Origin of the sequence: Tenacibaculum agarivorans, from assembly GCF_001936575.1 — a bacterium.
GTDB classification, from domain to species: Bacteria; Bacteroidota; Bacteroidia; order Flavobacteriales; family Flavobacteriaceae; genus Polaribacter; species Polaribacter agarivorans.
Map to the genome: position 1 here is coordinate 1 of NZ_MSMP01000043.1, position 16,284 is coordinate 16,284.

Annotated in this window: 16 protein-coding genes and 1 riboswitch; of the genes, 15 read left to right on the forward strand and 1 reads right to left on the reverse strand. The window is 32.1% G+C overall.

Annotated elements, in window-relative coordinates; all coding sequences use genetic code 11:
• Positions 1–520 (forward strand): gamma carbonic anhydrase family protein (locus BVC87_RS20710; protein ID WP_234974704.1); only part of this gene is annotated, 520 nt, incomplete at its 5' end.
• Positions 521–574: 54 nt separating this feature from the next.
• On the opposite strand, the gene BVC87_RS20715 is transcribed toward BVC87_RS20710, so the two are convergent.
• Complete coding sequence (locus tag BVC87_RS20715) at positions 575–1,000, reverse strand: hypothetical protein (RefSeq protein ID WP_075344315.1); 426 nt, start codon at positions 998–1,000, stop codon at positions 575–577.
• 126 nt (positions 1,001–1,126) lie between these two features.
• On the opposite strand from BVC87_RS20715, the gene BVC87_RS20720 reads away from it, so the two are divergent.
• The 14 genes from BVC87_RS20720 to BVC87_RS20785 all read left to right on the forward strand — a co-directional run bounded on the left by BVC87_RS20720 (position 1,127) and on the right by BVC87_RS20785 (position 16,280).
• Positions 1,127–2,104: an endonuclease/exonuclease/phosphatase family protein gene (locus BVC87_RS20720; RefSeq protein WP_075344316.1), complete on the forward strand. Its 978-nt coding sequence runs from the start codon at positions 1,127–1,129 to the stop codon at positions 2,102–2,104.
• A gap of 99 nt (positions 2,105–2,203) precedes the next feature.
• Positions 2,204–2,330, forward strand: a riboswitch (SAM riboswitch).
• A 125-nt stretch (positions 2,331–2,455) separates the two neighbouring features.
• Complete coding sequence (locus BVC87_RS20725) at positions 2,456–3,745, forward strand: O-acetylhomoserine aminocarboxypropyltransferase/cysteine synthase family protein (RefSeq protein ID WP_075344317.1); 1,290 nt, start codon at positions 2,456–2,458, stop codon at positions 3,743–3,745.
• A gap of 27 nt (positions 3,746–3,772) precedes the next feature.
• Positions 3,773–7,168, forward strand: coding sequence for a bifunctional aspartate kinase/homoserine dehydrogenase I (thrA, locus tag BVC87_RS20730; protein ID WP_075344318.1), 3,396 nt, complete (start codon positions 3,773–3,775; stop codon positions 7,166–7,168).
• A 7-nt stretch (positions 7,169–7,175) separates the two neighbouring features.
• Positions 7,176–7,598 (forward strand): OsmC family protein, encoded by a 423-nt coding sequence (locus tag BVC87_RS20735; protein WP_075344319.1) that lies wholly within the window; start codon positions 7,176–7,178, stop codon positions 7,596–7,598.
• On the forward strand, positions 7,595–8,761 hold the full coding sequence (locus BVC87_RS20740) for a trans-sulfuration enzyme family protein (RefSeq protein WP_075344320.1): 1,167 nt from the start codon (positions 7,595–7,597) through the stop codon (positions 8,759–8,761). The genes BVC87_RS20735 and BVC87_RS20740 overlap by 4 nt, the downstream gene beginning before the upstream one ends.
• A 30-nt stretch (positions 8,762–8,791) precedes the next feature.
• Entirely contained in the window at positions 8,792–9,199 is a 408-nt protein-coding gene (locus tag BVC87_RS20745; RefSeq protein ID WP_075344321.1) for an RrF2 family transcriptional regulator, read from the forward strand.
• A gap of 107 nt (positions 9,200–9,306) precedes the next feature.
• On the forward strand, positions 9,307–9,561 hold the full coding sequence (locus BVC87_RS20750; protein ID WP_075344344.1) for a DUF2061 domain-containing protein: 255 nt from the start codon (positions 9,307–9,309) through the stop codon (positions 9,559–9,561).
• On the forward strand, positions 9,558–10,181 hold the full coding sequence (locus tag BVC87_RS20755) for a phosphoadenosine phosphosulfate reductase domain-containing protein (protein ID WP_075344322.1): 624 nt from the start codon (positions 9,558–9,560) through the stop codon (positions 10,179–10,181). Before BVC87_RS20750 ends, BVC87_RS20755 begins: the two co-directional genes overlap by 4 nt.
• Positions 10,163–11,098, forward strand: coding sequence for a sulfate adenylyltransferase subunit CysD (gene cysD, locus BVC87_RS20760; protein ID WP_075344323.1), 936 nt, complete (start codon positions 10,163–10,165; stop codon positions 11,096–11,098). The genes BVC87_RS20755 and cysD overlap by 19 nt, the downstream gene beginning before the upstream one ends.
• 98 nt (positions 11,099–11,196) lie before the next feature.
• Positions 11,197–12,444: a sulfate adenylyltransferase subunit 1 gene (locus BVC87_RS20765; protein WP_075344324.1), complete on the forward strand. Its 1,248-nt coding sequence runs from the start codon at positions 11,197–11,199 to the stop codon at positions 12,442–12,444.
• Positions 12,445–12,456: 12 nt separating this feature from the next.
• Positions 12,457–12,804: a 4Fe-4S dicluster domain-containing protein gene (locus BVC87_RS20770; RefSeq protein WP_075344325.1), complete on the forward strand. Its 348-nt coding sequence runs from the start codon at positions 12,457–12,459 to the stop codon at positions 12,802–12,804.
• Between the two features lie 13 nt (positions 12,805–12,817).
• Positions 12,818–14,920 carry a HEPN domain-containing protein gene (locus tag BVC87_RS20775; protein WP_075344326.1) on the forward strand — a complete coding sequence of 701 codons (2,103 nt, stop codon included), beginning with the start codon at positions 12,818–12,820 and terminating at the stop codon, positions 14,918–14,920.
• Positions 14,921–14,932: 12 nt separating this feature from the next.
• Positions 14,933–15,706, forward strand: coding sequence for a uroporphyrinogen-III C-methyltransferase (cobA, locus tag BVC87_RS20780; RefSeq protein WP_075344327.1), 774 nt, complete (start codon positions 14,933–14,935; stop codon positions 15,704–15,706).
• The gene (locus BVC87_RS20785; protein ID WP_075344328.1) at positions 15,699–16,280 is read left to right on the forward strand and encodes a precorrin-2 dehydrogenase/sirohydrochlorin ferrochelatase family protein; all 582 of its coding nucleotides are present in this window, start codon (positions 15,699–15,701) and stop codon (positions 16,278–16,280) included. The genes cobA and BVC87_RS20785 overlap by 8 nt, the downstream gene beginning before the upstream one ends.
• Positions 16,281–16,284 lie beyond the last annotated feature (4 nt).

The window sequence follows — 16,284 nt, forward strand, 5'->3', positions numbered from 1 at the left end:
GCCAATAATTAAAGAGGTAAGGGGTAAGAAACCTCAAATTCCAGAAGATTGTTTTATTGCAGAAAATGCAACTATTGTAGGAGAAGTTAGTTTGGGGACAGCATGTAGTGTGTGGTTTAATGCGGTAATTAGAGGAGACGTACACTATATAAGAATAGGAAACAAAGTTAACATCCAAGATGGAGCTATAATCCATGCTACATATGAAAAATCACCAACGACTATTGGTAATAATGTGTCTATTGGTCATAATGCTATAGTTCATGGCTGTACTATTCATGATAATGTTTTGGTGGGTATGGGTAGTATTATTATGGATGATTGTATAGTAGAGAGTAATACAATAATTGCAGCAGGAGCAGTGGTAACTAAAAATACCAAAGTAGAAAGTGGAAGTATTTATGCAGGTGTTCCAGCAAAAAAAGTAAAAGATATTTCACCAGAATTAACTTCTGGAGAGGTAGATAGAATAGCCAATAACTATGTTAAGTATGCGAGTTGGTTTAAAAATGAAAAATAAAACTCGGTTCCGTTAAGAACCGAGCTTCTCTAAAAAACCAATTACTAAAAACTACTATGCTCTTTTATGAGCTCTCATTTTCTTTTCTAATTTCTTTTTTCTTTTATGTGCTTTTCTAGCTACATGCTTTTCAAACTTTTCATATTGTTTATCATCTAAAATGGCTCTCATATCCGTTTTAAATGCAATTTGCTTATCTAAATGAGCCATCTTTCTTTCAAAACGCTCTTCAGTACTTAATTTTTTGTCCTTATTTTCTTTTCTCTCTTTTTTGAACGCTTCTCTATCCAAAATTTTTTCTGATAATAAAGGACGAATTTTTTGTTGTTGACTTTCCGTTAAATCTAAATGTAAAGTCATCTTTTTTAAAGCTAATTCTGTTTTTTGTGTAGTTGAAAATTCACTTTCTCGTTCTTTCTTTTGTGAAAAACCTAATGCTATAAAGCCAAAGGTTAATAGTACAGACAATATTTTTTTCATATCCTTTATATTTTAAAAATTATACTTATAGGACTATGCAAAAAAGAAAAGGTTTAATTGTAATGTGTTTTTTTTTATTAAAAATGTATTTTAGTTGTCTTATCTCTTTTTAAAAGCCTGGTATATATGAGGAAGTTTTTACAACTTATATTTAAAGTAATATTGTTTTTGTTTCTTTTGTTAACCGTTTTCTATTTTTGGGGATCTAGCCCCTCGTTAACGGAAGAGTCTTATACCACACTTTCTAAACATGAATTTAATGTGGAAACTAAAAATGATTCAGTTTTTAGTATCGTAACCTATAATATTGGCTATTTAAGTGGTATGACAAATAATACATCTCAAGAAAAGCCTAAAGTATTATTTGAAGATAATTTAGACAAAGTAACAACAGCATTTAAAAGGTTAAACCCTGATATTATCGCTTTTCAAGAAATAGATTATAATTCAAGTCGTTCTTATAAAGTTGATCAAGAAAAAGAAATCGCTAAGTTGGGATATAATTATGTGGCTAGAGCTGTAAACTGGGATAAAAAGTATATCCCCTTTCCATATTGGCCATTTTCATCTCATTTTGGGAAAGTAGTTTCAGGCCAGTCAATTGTCAGTAAATTTCCAATCAAGGATCATAAAAGAATAGTATTAGATAGCGTTAAAAACACACCATTTTATAGAAAGGCTTTTTATTTAGATCGATTGCTTCAAGTAGCAAAAGTGATGATTGAAGGTAAGGAATTAATGGTACTAAATGTGCATCTGGAAGCATTTGATAAACAAATAAGAGTACAACAACTGAAAAAAGTAGTGGAATTATTAAGAATGTATACAGAAACAAATCCTACTATTTTACTTGGAGACTTCAATAGTGATCCTTTGTTTAAAGATGCAGCAATCAGTCAGATTTTAAAGATGCAAAATATAGGTTGTACTGCATTTTCAAAAGAAAATCTCAAGAATACTTACGACAGTAAGAATCCACATATAAGGCTGGATTATATCTTTTATACTGAAGAAAATATCGAATATATTTCAGGAGATGTTCTCAATGAATTTGGGCAAGCATCAGATCATTTACCTGTAGAAATGAAGTTTAAATTCAAGTAATTGGAAAAATAATTTTGTAAAAAAATGCTTAAAAATTTGGAATTTAAATTTTTATAACTGAATATTTGCAGACAAGAAGTTCAGACACTTATTGAATTAATGTTATCAAGAAAGGTGGAGGGAATAGACCCTATGAAGCCTTAGCAACCCTTTATTTATGCTGAAATCTATTCAGTATCTATAAAGAAGGTGCTAAATTCTACCCAATTTTTAGGATAGATAACGAAAAGAAGTTTTTAAATTACTACAAAAACTTTTACAATTTCTTAATAACATTTTTCTATAGGCAGCATCAAACAAGATGCAGTTTGGCTTTTGAATTAATTTTTTATTAACTCAAAAACTAGAAAAATGAGCACACAAAAATTCGCAACTAATGCATTACATGCAGGACATGATGTAAAATCAACATCAGGAACAAGAGCTGTACCAATTTATCAAACAACCTCTTATGTATTTAATGATTCAGATCATGCAGCAAATCTATTTTCATTACAAGAGCTAGGTTTTATTTATACGCGATTAAATAATCCAACAAATCAAATTCTACAAGAACGTTTAGCCGCTCTAGAAGGAGGAATTGGAGCAGTAGTTTTTGCTTCAGGATCAGCAGCAATTTCTACAGGATTATTAACATTATTAAAAGCAGGAGACCATATTGTAGCTTCTAGTAGCTTGTATGGAGGGACCTATAATTTATTAAATGTAACACTGCCTCGTTTTGGTATTACAACCACATTTGTTGACGCTTCAAATCCACAAAGTTTTGCAAATGCAGTTCAAGAAAATACAAGAGCATTTTTCGCAGAATCATTAGGTAATCCAAAGTTAGATGTTTTAGATCTAAAAGAAATTTCAAATCATGCAAAAGCGGCAAAAGTTCCATTCATTGTAGATAATACAGTGGCTACACCTGCCTTATTAAACCCAATTGAATATGGAGCAAACATTGTTATCCATTCACTTACAAAATATATTGGAGGGCAAGGAAATTCATTAGGAGGAGTAATTATTGATGCAGGTACATTTGATTGGGCTAATGGAAAATTCCCAGAATTTACAGAACCTTCTGCAGGATACCACGGATTAGTATATCACGAAGCTTTAGGAGCGGCATCTTACACGTTTAAGTTAATTTTAGAAGGCTTAAGAGATTTAGGAGGAGCTTTAAGTCCTACCAATGCATTTCAAATTATTCAAGGTCTAGAAACATTAAATGTTAGAATTAAAAGACATAGTGAAAATGCATTAGCATTAGCAAAATGGTTAGAACAACAAGATGAAGTGGCTTGGGTAAACTATCCAGGGTTAGAAAGTAGCAAGTACAAATCTTTAGCAGATAAATACTTACCTAAAGGACAAAGTGGTATAGTTACTTTTGGAGCTAAAGGTGGATTTGATGCAGCAAAAGCAATTGCAGATAATACAAAATTGTTTTCACTGCTGGCAAATATTGGAGACACCAAATCCTTAATTATTCACCCAGCAAGTACTACACATCAGCAATTGAGTGATGAAGATCAAAAAAGTACGGGAGTTACTAAAGATTTAATTCGTTTATCAGTTGGCTTAGAAGATATTGAAGATCTTAAGACAGATTTAAAAGAAGCATTTGCTACTATCGCTGAATACGCGTCCTAAAAAATAGTTGAACATAGAAAATATATCGTGAGTTTTACTAAAGATTTAAATCATATAACAATTAATAATTTTACTACAGAAAGTAGTGTTCAGTTCTCAACTATTAAGTTAAGTTATCAATTATTTGGAAAAGAATTGGGTACTGCTCCTGTAGTATTAATTAATCATGCGCTGACAGGGAATAGTAATGTCGCTGGAAATAATGGGTGGTGGAATGATATTATTGGAACCGAAAAAGTGATAAATACAGATAAGTATACTATTTTATGTTTCAATATTCCAGGTAATGGTTATGATGATTTTTTAATAGATGATTATAAAAGTTTTGTAGCTAGAGATATAGCTAAAATATTTTTACTTGGATTACAAGAGCTTCGTGTAGAGCAATTGTTTGCATTAATAGGAGGCTCGTTAGGAGGAGGAATTGCATGGGAAATGGCAGTTATAAATCCAAAAATAACAGTGCACCTAATTCCTATTGCAACGGACTGGAAATCTACGGACTGGTTAATAGCAAACTGTCAGATTCAAGAATTGTTTTTAATAAATTCAAATAATCCAGTTCATGATGCTCGTATGCATGCAATGTTATGCTACAGAACTCCAGAGTCTTTTAAAGAGAGATTTCATCGAAGTAAAAATGAAGAATCAGAATTATTTAATGTAGAAAGCTGGTTATTACATCATGGTAAAAAGTTACAAGAAAGATATCAGTTAGCATCTTATAAATTAATGAATCAATTGTTGAAGACAATAGATATTACTACAGGTCAACAAAGTGAAGATTTATTAAAAAATATTGAAGCTAATATTCACATTATTGGAGTTGATTCAGACTTGTTTTTTACAGCAGAAGAAAATAGAGAAACACATAAAAAGTTAGCACAATTACATCCTAACGTTACCTATAATGAAATCAATTCATTACATGGTCATGATGCATTTTTAATAGAATATGAACAGTTAGAAAAAATTTTCAACCCAATATTCAAGCAACAACATAGCAATAAGAAATTTAAAGTGTTGAAGTTTGGAGGAAAATCCTTATCAAATGATGGAATTACTCATGTAGTTGATATCATTGAAACTAAAGTTAAAAACGATGATAGATTAGCTATAGTGGTATCAGCAAGAGGAAATGCTACAGATAATCTTCAAGAAATTTTAGAAAAGGCGTCTAAAAATGAAAGTTATCAAGAGCAATTAGAAGCCTTTAAATATGAACAAACTAAAATCACTCCATTGATTGATTTCTCTAGTGAATTCCAAAAGCTAGAAAATCTATTTGAAGGAGTTCATCTACTAGGAGATTTTAGTACTAAGATTAAAGATGAAGTTTTAGCTCAGGGAGAATTGATTGCCATTAAAACGGTAACAGAATTATTACAACAACGAGGAATTAATGCGTATGCAACCGATGCAAGATCTTTATTAAAAACTGATGAAAGTTTTGGTAATGCCAAGCCTATTGAAACGGTATCAAAACAAAACGTATTGGATCATTTCAAAAAACACAATGGATCAACAGTAAATGTGGTTTCTGGTTTTATCGCTTCAAACCTAAAAAATGAAACAACAACTTTAGGTAGAAATGGAAGTAATTATACCGCAGCATTGTTAGCAAATTATTTAGATGCTGAGGAATTGCAAAACTACACACATGTAAACGGAATATTTACAGCCAATCCTGATTTAGTGGTAGAAGCGAAGAAAATAGAACAATTATCATTTTCTGAAGCTAACGAATTGGCAAATTTTGGAGCTAATATTTTACATGCCAAAACCATTATACCGTTAATAGAAAAAAATATTAACCTTAGGATTTTAAATACATTTAACCCTGAAGATGAAGGTACTTTAATCACATCTAAATGTAATTCCAAAGGCATAAAATCCATTTCAGTATTAGAAGATGTTTCGTTAATCAATTTTGAAGGAAGAGGTCTATTGGGTAAGGCAGGTATAGATGCGCGTATTTTTAGAGCTTTAGGAAATCAAGATGTGAGCGTAAGTATTATTTCTCAAGGCTCTTCAGAAAGAGGAATTGGATTAGTGGTAGATAGAGATAAAGCAGAACTAGCGATAAAAACGTTAGAGCGAGAGTTTCAGCAGGATCTAAAAACCAATGATGTTGATTTAATAACTGTAGTGAATAATATTGCAGTGATTTCTATTATAGGGCAGGATTTGAGTGAATTCCATTTGCCTTATAATGCATTGATTCAAAATCAAATTGTACCGTTATTATTCAACAATACAATTACAGGGAAGAATGTAAGTTTAGTGGTTAAAAAAGAAGAATTACACAAAGCTGTAAATGTAATCCACGGACAAATATTTGGAGTTGCTAAAAAGATTAATATCGCCATTTTTGGAAAAGGCTTAGTAGGGGGAACTTTAATTAACCAAATCATTAAGAGTTCCGCTAATATTTTAGAAAGAAGAAAAGTACAGTTAAATATTTTTGCTGTAGCGAATTCTCAGAACGTATTATTAAATGCCAAAGGTGTAGATGATGATTGGGAAGATAGACTCGATAAAAGTACAGTGAGCAATGAAATACAATTGATAACAGAATTTGCGAAAAAACACCATCTAGAAAATTTAATTGCTGTAGATAATACTGCTGATGCTAATTTTATAAAGAATTATATTCCTTTAGTTGAAGCTGGATTCGATTTAGTCTCTTCAAATAAAATAGCAAATACAGTATCTCATAATTTCTACAAAGAATTACGATCTGTATTAGAGGAACATAAAAAAACATATTTATACGAAACTAATGTTGGAGCGGGCTTACCTTTAATCGATACAATTAAATTATTACACGATTCTGGAGAAAACATTACAAGAATTCGAGGTGTATTTTCAGGATCTTTGAGTTTTATTTTCAATACTTTTTCTAAAGAAAATCTCTCTTTTTCTTCAATTTTAAAAGAAGCAATTAAAAATGGTTATACAGAGCCAGATCCAAGAGAAGACCTATGTGGAAATGATGTAGGTAGAAAGTTATTGATTTTAGCAAGAGAACTTGATTTGGAAAATGAGTTTAAAGATATTGCTATTGAGAACTTGATTCCTAGAGAGCTGAGAGAAGGAAGCGTATATGATTTCATTGAGAATATGGAACTACTTGATCCATACTATGAAAATCTGAAAAAAAATCAAAAAGAAAATCATGTATTGCGCTACATCGGGGATTTACATGGAGATCTACAACAATCCAAAGGAGAATTAGATGTAAAGTTAGTTTCTATACCTAAAAATACACCTTTAGGAGGCCTAAAAGGTTCAGATGCAATTTTTGAAATTTATACAGAATCTTATGGAGATCAACCTATAGTAATTCAAGGAGCTGGGGCAGGAGCTGAAGTAACAGCAAGGGGAGTTTTTGGAGATATTTTACGATTAACAAAAAAATAAAGAAATAATGAACATTCAATTATCTAATTATAATAAACACTTAATTTTTGAAGCCAAAAACCAAACGGGTTACTCGCTATTGGTTGGGCAAACTCCAGATCACACCTCAGTAAATGCAATTCGCCCTATGGAATTGATGTTGGTAAGTTTAGCTAGTTGTAGCAGTATAGATGTAGTTAAGATTTTAAACAAACAAAAGGTTTTCGATTTTGATTATAATGTTTCAATTGATGCATCTAGAAAGGAAGATGAAATTCCATCTATTTTTGAAGAGATTACAATTACTTATACTTTCGATGGAGAAATTAGTAGTACTAAAGTTAAAAAAGCGACAAATCTAGCTTTAGAAAAATATTGTTCGGTAGCAAAGATTATAGAACAAACAGCAAAAATCAATTATAAAATCGTTTTAAATAAAGAGGAAATATGAGTAAGAATTTTGAAACCAAAGCAGTAAGAATCCAAACAGAAAGAACACAGTTTTCTGAACATTCTACCCCTCTATATTTAACTTCGAGCTTTGTTTTTGATGATGCAGAAGATATGAGAGCTTCTTTTGCTGAAGAAAAAGCGAGAAACTTATACAGTAGATTTTCTAATCCTAATACTACAGAGTTTGTGGATAAGATAGTAGCTATGGAAGATGCTGAAGCAGGTTATGCCTTTGCAACTGGAATGTCAGCAGTATTTTCAACATTTGCCGCTTTATTAAATGCGGGCGATCATATAGTTTCTTCGCGTTCAGTGTTTGGATCTACGCATAGTTTATTTACGAAGTATTTGCCTAAATGGAATATTGAAACTAGTTATTTTAAGGTAAACGAGATAGATAAAGTAGAAGCATTAATTCAACCAAACACTAAAATTTTATATGCAGAATCACCAACAAATCCAGCTGTAGATGTTTTAGATTTAGAGGCATTATCGGATATAGCGAAAAAACACAATTTATTATTTGTGGTGGATAACTGTTTTGCAACACCTTATTTACAAAATCCAATTAAGTTTGGAGCAGATTTAGTGATTCATTCAGCTACAAAATTAATAGACGGCCAAGGTAGAGTGTTAGGAGGAGTAACCGTAGGTAAAGCAGAACTGATAAGAGAAATTTATCTGTTCTCTAGAAACACAGGACCAGCAATGTCGCCATTTAATGCATGGGTGTTGTCTAAAAGTTTGGAAACATTAGCGGTTAGGGCAGATAGACATTGTGAAAATGCTTTAAAAGTAGCTCAATTTTTAGAAGATCATGATAAGGTGAATTTTGTTAAATATCCATTTTTGCCTTCACATCCACAATATGAAGTAGCTAAAAAACAAATGCGCTTAGGAGGAAATATTGTAGCTTTTGAAATTAAAGGAGGTATAGAAGCAGGAAGAAAATTCTTAAATGCAATTAAGTTGTGCTCTTTATCAGCAAACTTAGGTGACTCCAGAACTATAGTAACGCATCCAGCTTCAACAACACACAGTAAGTTAAGTGAATCTGACAGGTTAGAAGTTGGAATTACTGATGGATTAGTACGATGTTCGATAGGGTTAGAATATGTAGAAGATGTTATTAACGATTTAAACCAAGCATTAGAAAGTTAGTTTATAATAAAGAAAGTGTATTTTTGTGGTATGCTTTCAAAGAAAACTAAATACGGAATTAAAGCACTTACTTTTATTGCAAAACAAGATAAAGAAGTAAAAGTGCAAATAGCAACCATATCTAAGGAAGAAAATATTTCGCATAAATTTTTAGAAAGCATACTACTTACCTTAAAAAAAGCAGGAGTATTAGGCGCAAAAAAAGGCAAAGGAGGAGGTTATTACTTGATAAAAGAAGCAGCTCAAGTGAAAATGACAGAAGTAATCCGAACCTTAGAAGGCCCAATAGCTATGGTACCTTGTGTTAGTCTAAATTTTTATGAGAAGTGTAGTGATTGTCCAGATGAAGAAACCTGTGCGGTTCATAAGCTAATGATTCAAGTTAGAGACAATACATTACATGTTTTACGTAACACAACTTTAGCCGATTTAGTTTAATTATATTATAGTAATGTTAATTTTCTAATTTTTTCTTTGATTTAAAGATATGATATGTATATTTGTTACATAATCCTACTATTCCGATAGGGTAAATGTGTTTTGAAATGATTGCAGAACAAATATTAGAAAGAAAAACAAATTATAAAGAAGATAAATATTCCGAAAAACCTATTAGAAGTGTGGTGAAATCGGTAAGTTGGAGAATAGTTGGAACTATAGATACAGTGGTGATTTCTTGGATCATTACAGGCAAAATAAATACGGCATTATCTATTGGAGCAATTGAACTAATTACCAAAATGTTATTATATTTTTGTCACGAAAGAATTTGGAATACCATTAAATGGGGTAAAAAATGAGTTTAGAAATAAATAACATAGAAGAGATTAATAATCAGCTTAAAAGCAAGTCTCCAAAGGAGATTGTTGAGTGGGCATTGTCGGTAGCTAAAAATCCAGTAATAACTACAAATTTTAGACCGTATGAAGGAGCTATTTTACATTTAGTGGTTACATCAAATGAAGATATTCCTGTTGTATGGTGTGATACCGGGTATAATACACCACAGACCTACAGGCATGCTGAAGAATTAATCGCAACACTTCAATTAAACGTTCAATTGTATGTGCCTAAGCAAACAGTTGCACACAGAAATATAGTGTTAGGATTACCAAGTATAGATGACCCTAATCACACAATTTTTACAGAACAAGTAAAACTGGAACCATTCAAAAGAGCAATGAATGAGCATAAACCAGATGTATGGTTTACAAACTTAAGAAAAGGACAAACTGCGTTTAGAGATAGTATTGATGTAGTTTCTGTAAGCAAAGATGGAGTAATTAAAGTGAGTCCTTTTTACAATTTTTCAGATGAAGAATTAGATGCATATTTAGAAGAGTTCAATATACCAAATGAATTCAAATATTTCGATCCAACCAAGGTAGAAAGTAATAGAGAATGTGGTTTGCATATTTAAAAAACAGCGTTATGAACACAAATGTAATAAGAGTAGGAGCATTAGAAAGTGAAGCAATTTATATCATTCGAGAAGTAGTTGCACAGTTTGAAAAACCTGTGTTGTTATTCTCTGGAGGAAAAGATAGTATAACGCTGGTAAGATTAGCGCAAAAAGCATTTTATCCAGCAAAAATTCCTTTCCCTTTAATGCATATAGATACAGGACACAACTTTCCTGAAACTATTGAGTTTAGAGATCGTTTGGTTGAAGAATTAGGAGTTGAATTGATTGTTCGCAATGTACAAGACAATATAGATGCAGGAAAAGTAAAAGAAGAAACAGGGAAGTATGCCAGTAGGAATATTTTACAGACAGAAACCTTATTAGATGCTATTGAAGAATTTGGTTTTGATGCTTGTATAGGAGGAGCAAGAAGAGACGAAGAAAAAGCAAGAGCTAAAGAAAGAATTTTTTCTGTAAGAGATGATTTTGGTCAGTGGGATGAAAAGAATCAACGTCCAGAATTATTTGACATGCTAAATGGACGAATAGATTTAGGACAAAATGTTCGTGTATTTCCAATTTCAAATTGGACAGAATTAGATGTGTGGTCTTATATTCAAAAGGAAACAATTGAGATTCCATCAATCTATTTTGCACATCAAAGAGATACCTTCTTAAGAGACGGTTTGATTTGGTCTGTAAATGATGAAGTTGTGTACAGAGAGGAAGATGAAGAAGTAGAAGAAAGAATGGTGCGTTTTAGAACTGTTGGAGATATGAGCTGTACAGCAGCTGTAATATCGAGTGCTTCTAACATAGATGCAGTAGTAGAAGAAATTAGAGCATCAAAAATTTCCGAAAGAGGCGCTAGAATAGATGATAAAAGATCTGAAGCGGCCATGGAAAAAAGAAAACAACAAGGATATTTTTAAAAAAAGTTAGACAACAAAATCAAGGAGCCAAAGGTCGTGGGATTAGCTTTATAGGGATTGAAAAGAACTTATGACCGAAGGCTCCGAATAGATACAAAATGAACGTACTAAAAATAGCAACAGCAGGAAGTGTAGATGATGGAAAGAGCACTTTAATAGGACGAATTTTATACGACACAAATTCATTAACAGAAGATAAATTACAAGCAATTGAAGAAAAAAGTAGACAACGTGGATTTGATTACTTAGATTTCTCATTAGCAACAGACGGTTTAGTTGCCGAAAGAGAGCAAGGAATAACTATAGATGTTGCACATATTTATTTTTCTACACCTAAAACAAGTTTCATTATTGCAGATGCGCCAGGTCATGTAGAATATACTAGAAATATGGTTACTGGAGCATCAAATTCTCAGGCATCAATCATATTAATTGATGCTAGAAATGGTGTAGTAGAGCAAACGTATAGACACTTTTTTATCAATAATTTATTACAAGTAAAAGATGTTGTAGTAGCTGTAAATAAAATGGATTTGGTAGACTATTCTGAAGAGAAATTTAATGAAATCAAAGGTGAAATTGAATATTTATCTCAAAAGAGTAATTATAAAAATCAAAACTTAACTTTTATACCTATCTCAGCATTACATGGAGATAATGTAGTAGAAAAATCAAATAATATTTCTTGGTATAAAGGAGCAAGTTTGTTAGAATATTTAGAAGGTTTACAAGTAGAAGAAGAAAATAATGAATCTAAAATGCGTTTTCCTGTACAGAATGTGATCCGACCTAAAACTGAGGAGTATCATGATTATAGAGGTTATGCAGGAAAACTATACGGAGGAGATTTAGCCGTAGGAGATAAAGTTACAGTATTGCCTTCAGAGACACAATCAACAGTAAAAAGCATTCAATTTTTCGATCAACAGTTTGATGAAGCAAAAAAAGGAAGCTCAATTAACATAACACTAGAAGATGATGTAAATGTGAGCAGAGGAGATATGTTAGTGAAAACTGGTGAAGAACCAAGAATTGTAAAGCAATTAGAGGCTACTATTTGTTGGATGGATAGTACACCATTACAAGCTTCAGAAAAATACTATATCAAACATGGAATCAATGAAGCACAAGCTAAAATAATGAGTTTGGATACTTTGATTAATACCGATTTTTCAGGGAAATCAGATAATCCAACCCAGTTGTCTTTGAATGAAATAGGACAGGTAAAGCTAAAAGTAAGTAAACCTCTTTTTGTAGATAGTTATAAAGAAAATAAAGCCAATGGAGCTTTTATATTAATTAATCCAAAAACCAACAATACTTCTGGTGTAGGTTTTATAAACTAAAAAGAAAGGATTATGGCAATTATCATAACAGATGAATGTATTAATTGTGGCGCATGTGAACCAGAGTGCCCAAATACAGCAATATATGAAGGAGCTGAAGATTGGAAATACAGTCAAGGTACTTCATTAGAAGGTGACGTAGAGTTATGGAACGGAACTAAAATTAATGCGGATGAAGAACAAGAGCCAGTATCAGATGAGTATTATTTCATAGTTCCAGATAAATGTACGGAGTGTAAAGGTTTTCATGAAGAGCCACAATGTGCAGCGGTTTGTCCTGTAGATTGTTGTGTGCCTGATGAAAATCATGTAGAAACCGAGGAAGAATTATTAAATAAGCAACAGTTTTTGCATAACTAAAAAGAATAAGATCATGCAAAGTTTTAGAAGCGAAATAGAAAATCCATTAGTAGAGAAAGATATTCTTGAATTAGAACAAAAAATCAGACTATTCAAGGAGGGAAAGGTAGATGAAGAACGTTTTCGTAGCTTACGTTTAGCGCGTGGAGTATATGGACAACGTCAACTTGGAGTGCAAATGGTTCGTATCAAAATACCTTATGGGAAGGTAACAAGTGAACAATTGCATAGAATATCTGATGTGTCTGATGAATACTCTAGAGGAAGATTGCATATTACTACAAGGCAGGATATTCAAATTCACTATGTGAGTTTAGATAGGACTCCTGAATTGTGGTCGCAATTGGAGAAAGATGATATTACATTAAGGGAAGCTTGTGGTAATGCAGTGCGTAATGTAACCGCTTCTGAAACAGCAGGAATTGATCCGAAAGAACCTTTTGATGTAACACCATATGCACATGCTACATTTCAGTTTTTCTTGAGAAATCCAATTTGCCAAGAAATGGGAAGAAAGTTTAAAATGTCTTTTTCCGCTACTGATGATGATACAGCCTTAAGCTTTATGCATGACTTAGGATTCTTGCCAAAAATCAAAAAAGTAGGAGATAAAGAAATTCGTGGATTTAAAGTGTTATTAGCTGGAGGATTAGGTTCTCAACCTAGACATGCAGATGTAATGTATGAATTCTTAGAAACAGATTTGTTAATTCCTACGATAGAAGGAGTATTAAGAGTTTTTGATCGTTATGGAGAAAGATCAAAAAGAGCAAAAGCTCGTCTAAAGTTCTTAGTAAAAGACCTTGGATTAGATAGTTTCTTAACTTTAGTAGAAAAAGAAAAGAGAGCGTTAGCATATCAATCATATCCTATTGATACAACTGATTTTGAAAACGAAATTACATTTCAAACTACAGAAGTACCAACAGTAGAAATTGAGGATCAACAAGAATATGAAACATGGAGATCAACTAATGTACTTGCCCAAAAACAAGAAGGTTTATTTGCTGTTGGAATTAAAGTATATTTAGGTGATTTTTATACTGATAAAGCAAGACAATTAGCAGATTTAGTAAAACAATATGGGGCTAATGAACTAAGATTTACCTTGCGCCAAAATATCTTAATTCGTCATGTAAGAGAAGATTTTTTACCTTTTTTCTACACAGAATTAAAAAAACTAGGATTTGCTGAAGTTGGTTACGATAGTTTAGCAGATATCACAGCATGTCCAGGTACTGATACTTGTAATTTAGGAATTGCAAGTAGTACAGGAATCACGGTAGAATTAGAAAGAGTTTTAAAATCGGAATATCCGCAGTATCTTCACACTAAAGATGTCACTATTAAAATTAGTGGTTGTATGAATGCTTGTGGACAACATAATATGGCACATATTGGTTTTCAAGGAATGTCAGTAAAGTCAGGAAACTTAGTAGCTCCAGCACTACAAATCTTATTAGGAGGTGGAGTTTTAGGAAATGGAGAAGGACGTTTTTCTGATAAAGTTATTAAAGTGCCTAGCAAGAGAGGTCCTGAAGCTTTACGTGTTTTATTAAATGATTTTGAATCAAATAAAGAGCAAAAAGAAGATTTCTTAGCATATTATGATAGACAAGGAAAAACATATTTTTATGATATCTTGAAGCATTTATCAAGTACCGATAATTTAACTCCAGACGATTTCATTGATTGGGGTACAGATAAAAATTATGTTAAAGCTATTGGAGTAGGAGAGTGTGCAGGTGTAGTAATAGATTTAATAGCTACTTTATTATTCGAGAGTGAAGAAAAAATAGAGAATGCTATTGAAGCTATTCAAGAAGAAAAATGGTCAGATAGTATTTACCATTCATACGCAGCAATTGTAAATACGGCTAAAGCATTATTGACATCTGAAGGAAGTAAAACGAATACGCATGCAAGTATTATCAAAAATTTTGATACAGTATTCGTGGAAACTAACAAAGTGGAATTAGAAAGTTCATTTGCTGATTTAGTATATCAAATTAACCAAAATGAACCGACAGAAGAGTTTGCTAAATTATATGCTGAAAAGGCAAAGAATTTTTATCATAAAGTAGATGCATTTAGAAAAGTAGCAGTAGAAAGTTAAATGAAGTAAATTATGGAGATAACACCAAAGCTTACAGTAGTTGGAGCGGGTCCAGGAGATGTTGACTTAATCACATTAAAAGCAATTAAAGTATTAAAGCAAGCAAATGTTGTATTATATGATGCTTTAGTCAACCCTGAACTTTTAGACTATGTAAACCCTAGTGCAGAATTAATTTTTGTGGGGAAGCGAAGAGGTTGTTATCGTTATCAACAAGAACAAATAAATGAACTCATTGTAGCTCGTGGAAAATCACATGGACATGTAGTTCGTCTAAAAGGAGGAGACCCATTTATTTTTGGAAGAGGCGCTGAAGAGATGGAATATGCAGCAGAAAATGGATTGGAAGCGGCTGTTGTGCCAGGTATCTCATCATCTTTAGCTGTACCAGCTTATCAAAATATTCCTTTGACAAAGCGTGGAAGTACAGAGAGCTTTTGGGTGATTACAGGTACAACAAAGAAGCACAAACTTTCTGAAGATGTGGAGTTAGCAGCTAAATCAAATGCTACTGTAGTCATTTTAATGGGAATGAGTAAACTTTCACAAATAGTTTCGTTATTTCAACAAGAAGGAAAACATGATTTACCTGTAGCTATAATTCAAGAAGGAACAACTCCTCAAGAAAAAGTAGGTATCGGAACGGTAACTACTATTGAAGAAATTGTTGAAGAAAAACAATTAAGTAATCCAGCAATTATAGTTTTAGGAGACGTTGTAAGTCATCGCCAAAAACTGCATGCAATTCAGAAAGAAGTACTAATTAAAGGGTATGACAATGAGTGAAGAAAGAAATAATTTATACCCTATATTTTTAAAAACTAAACAATTAGAGGTATTAGTTATAGGAGGAGGATTTGTAGCTGAGGAAAAATTATCATTTTTATTAAAGTCCAGTCCAGATGCAAAAGTAACTATAGTTTCTCCTATGTTCAGAGAAGGCACTGTAGCTTTAGCAAAAACGGGAGAAGTGATCATGATAGAGGATGTATACCGTAAATCGTATTTAGAAGGAAAATACATTGTTATAGCTACTACAGATAAACCAGAAATAAATATGGAAGTTTATCATGATTGTAGAGCACAAAATACTTTAGTTAATGTTGCAGATAATCCACCTTTTTGCGATTTTTACATGGGCGGAATTGTAACTAAAGGAAATGTGAAAATAGCGATTTCAACCAATGGGAAATCTCCAACAACGGCTAAACGATTACGCCAGTTTTTTGAAGAAGTAATTCCAGAAAAAATTGATGATTTAGTTAAAAATTTAAATGAATATAGAAAAACGCTAAAAGGAGACTTTGAGCAAAAAGTAGAACAATTAAACGAGTTTACTAAAAATTTAGTAGAAAAGTAAAGTA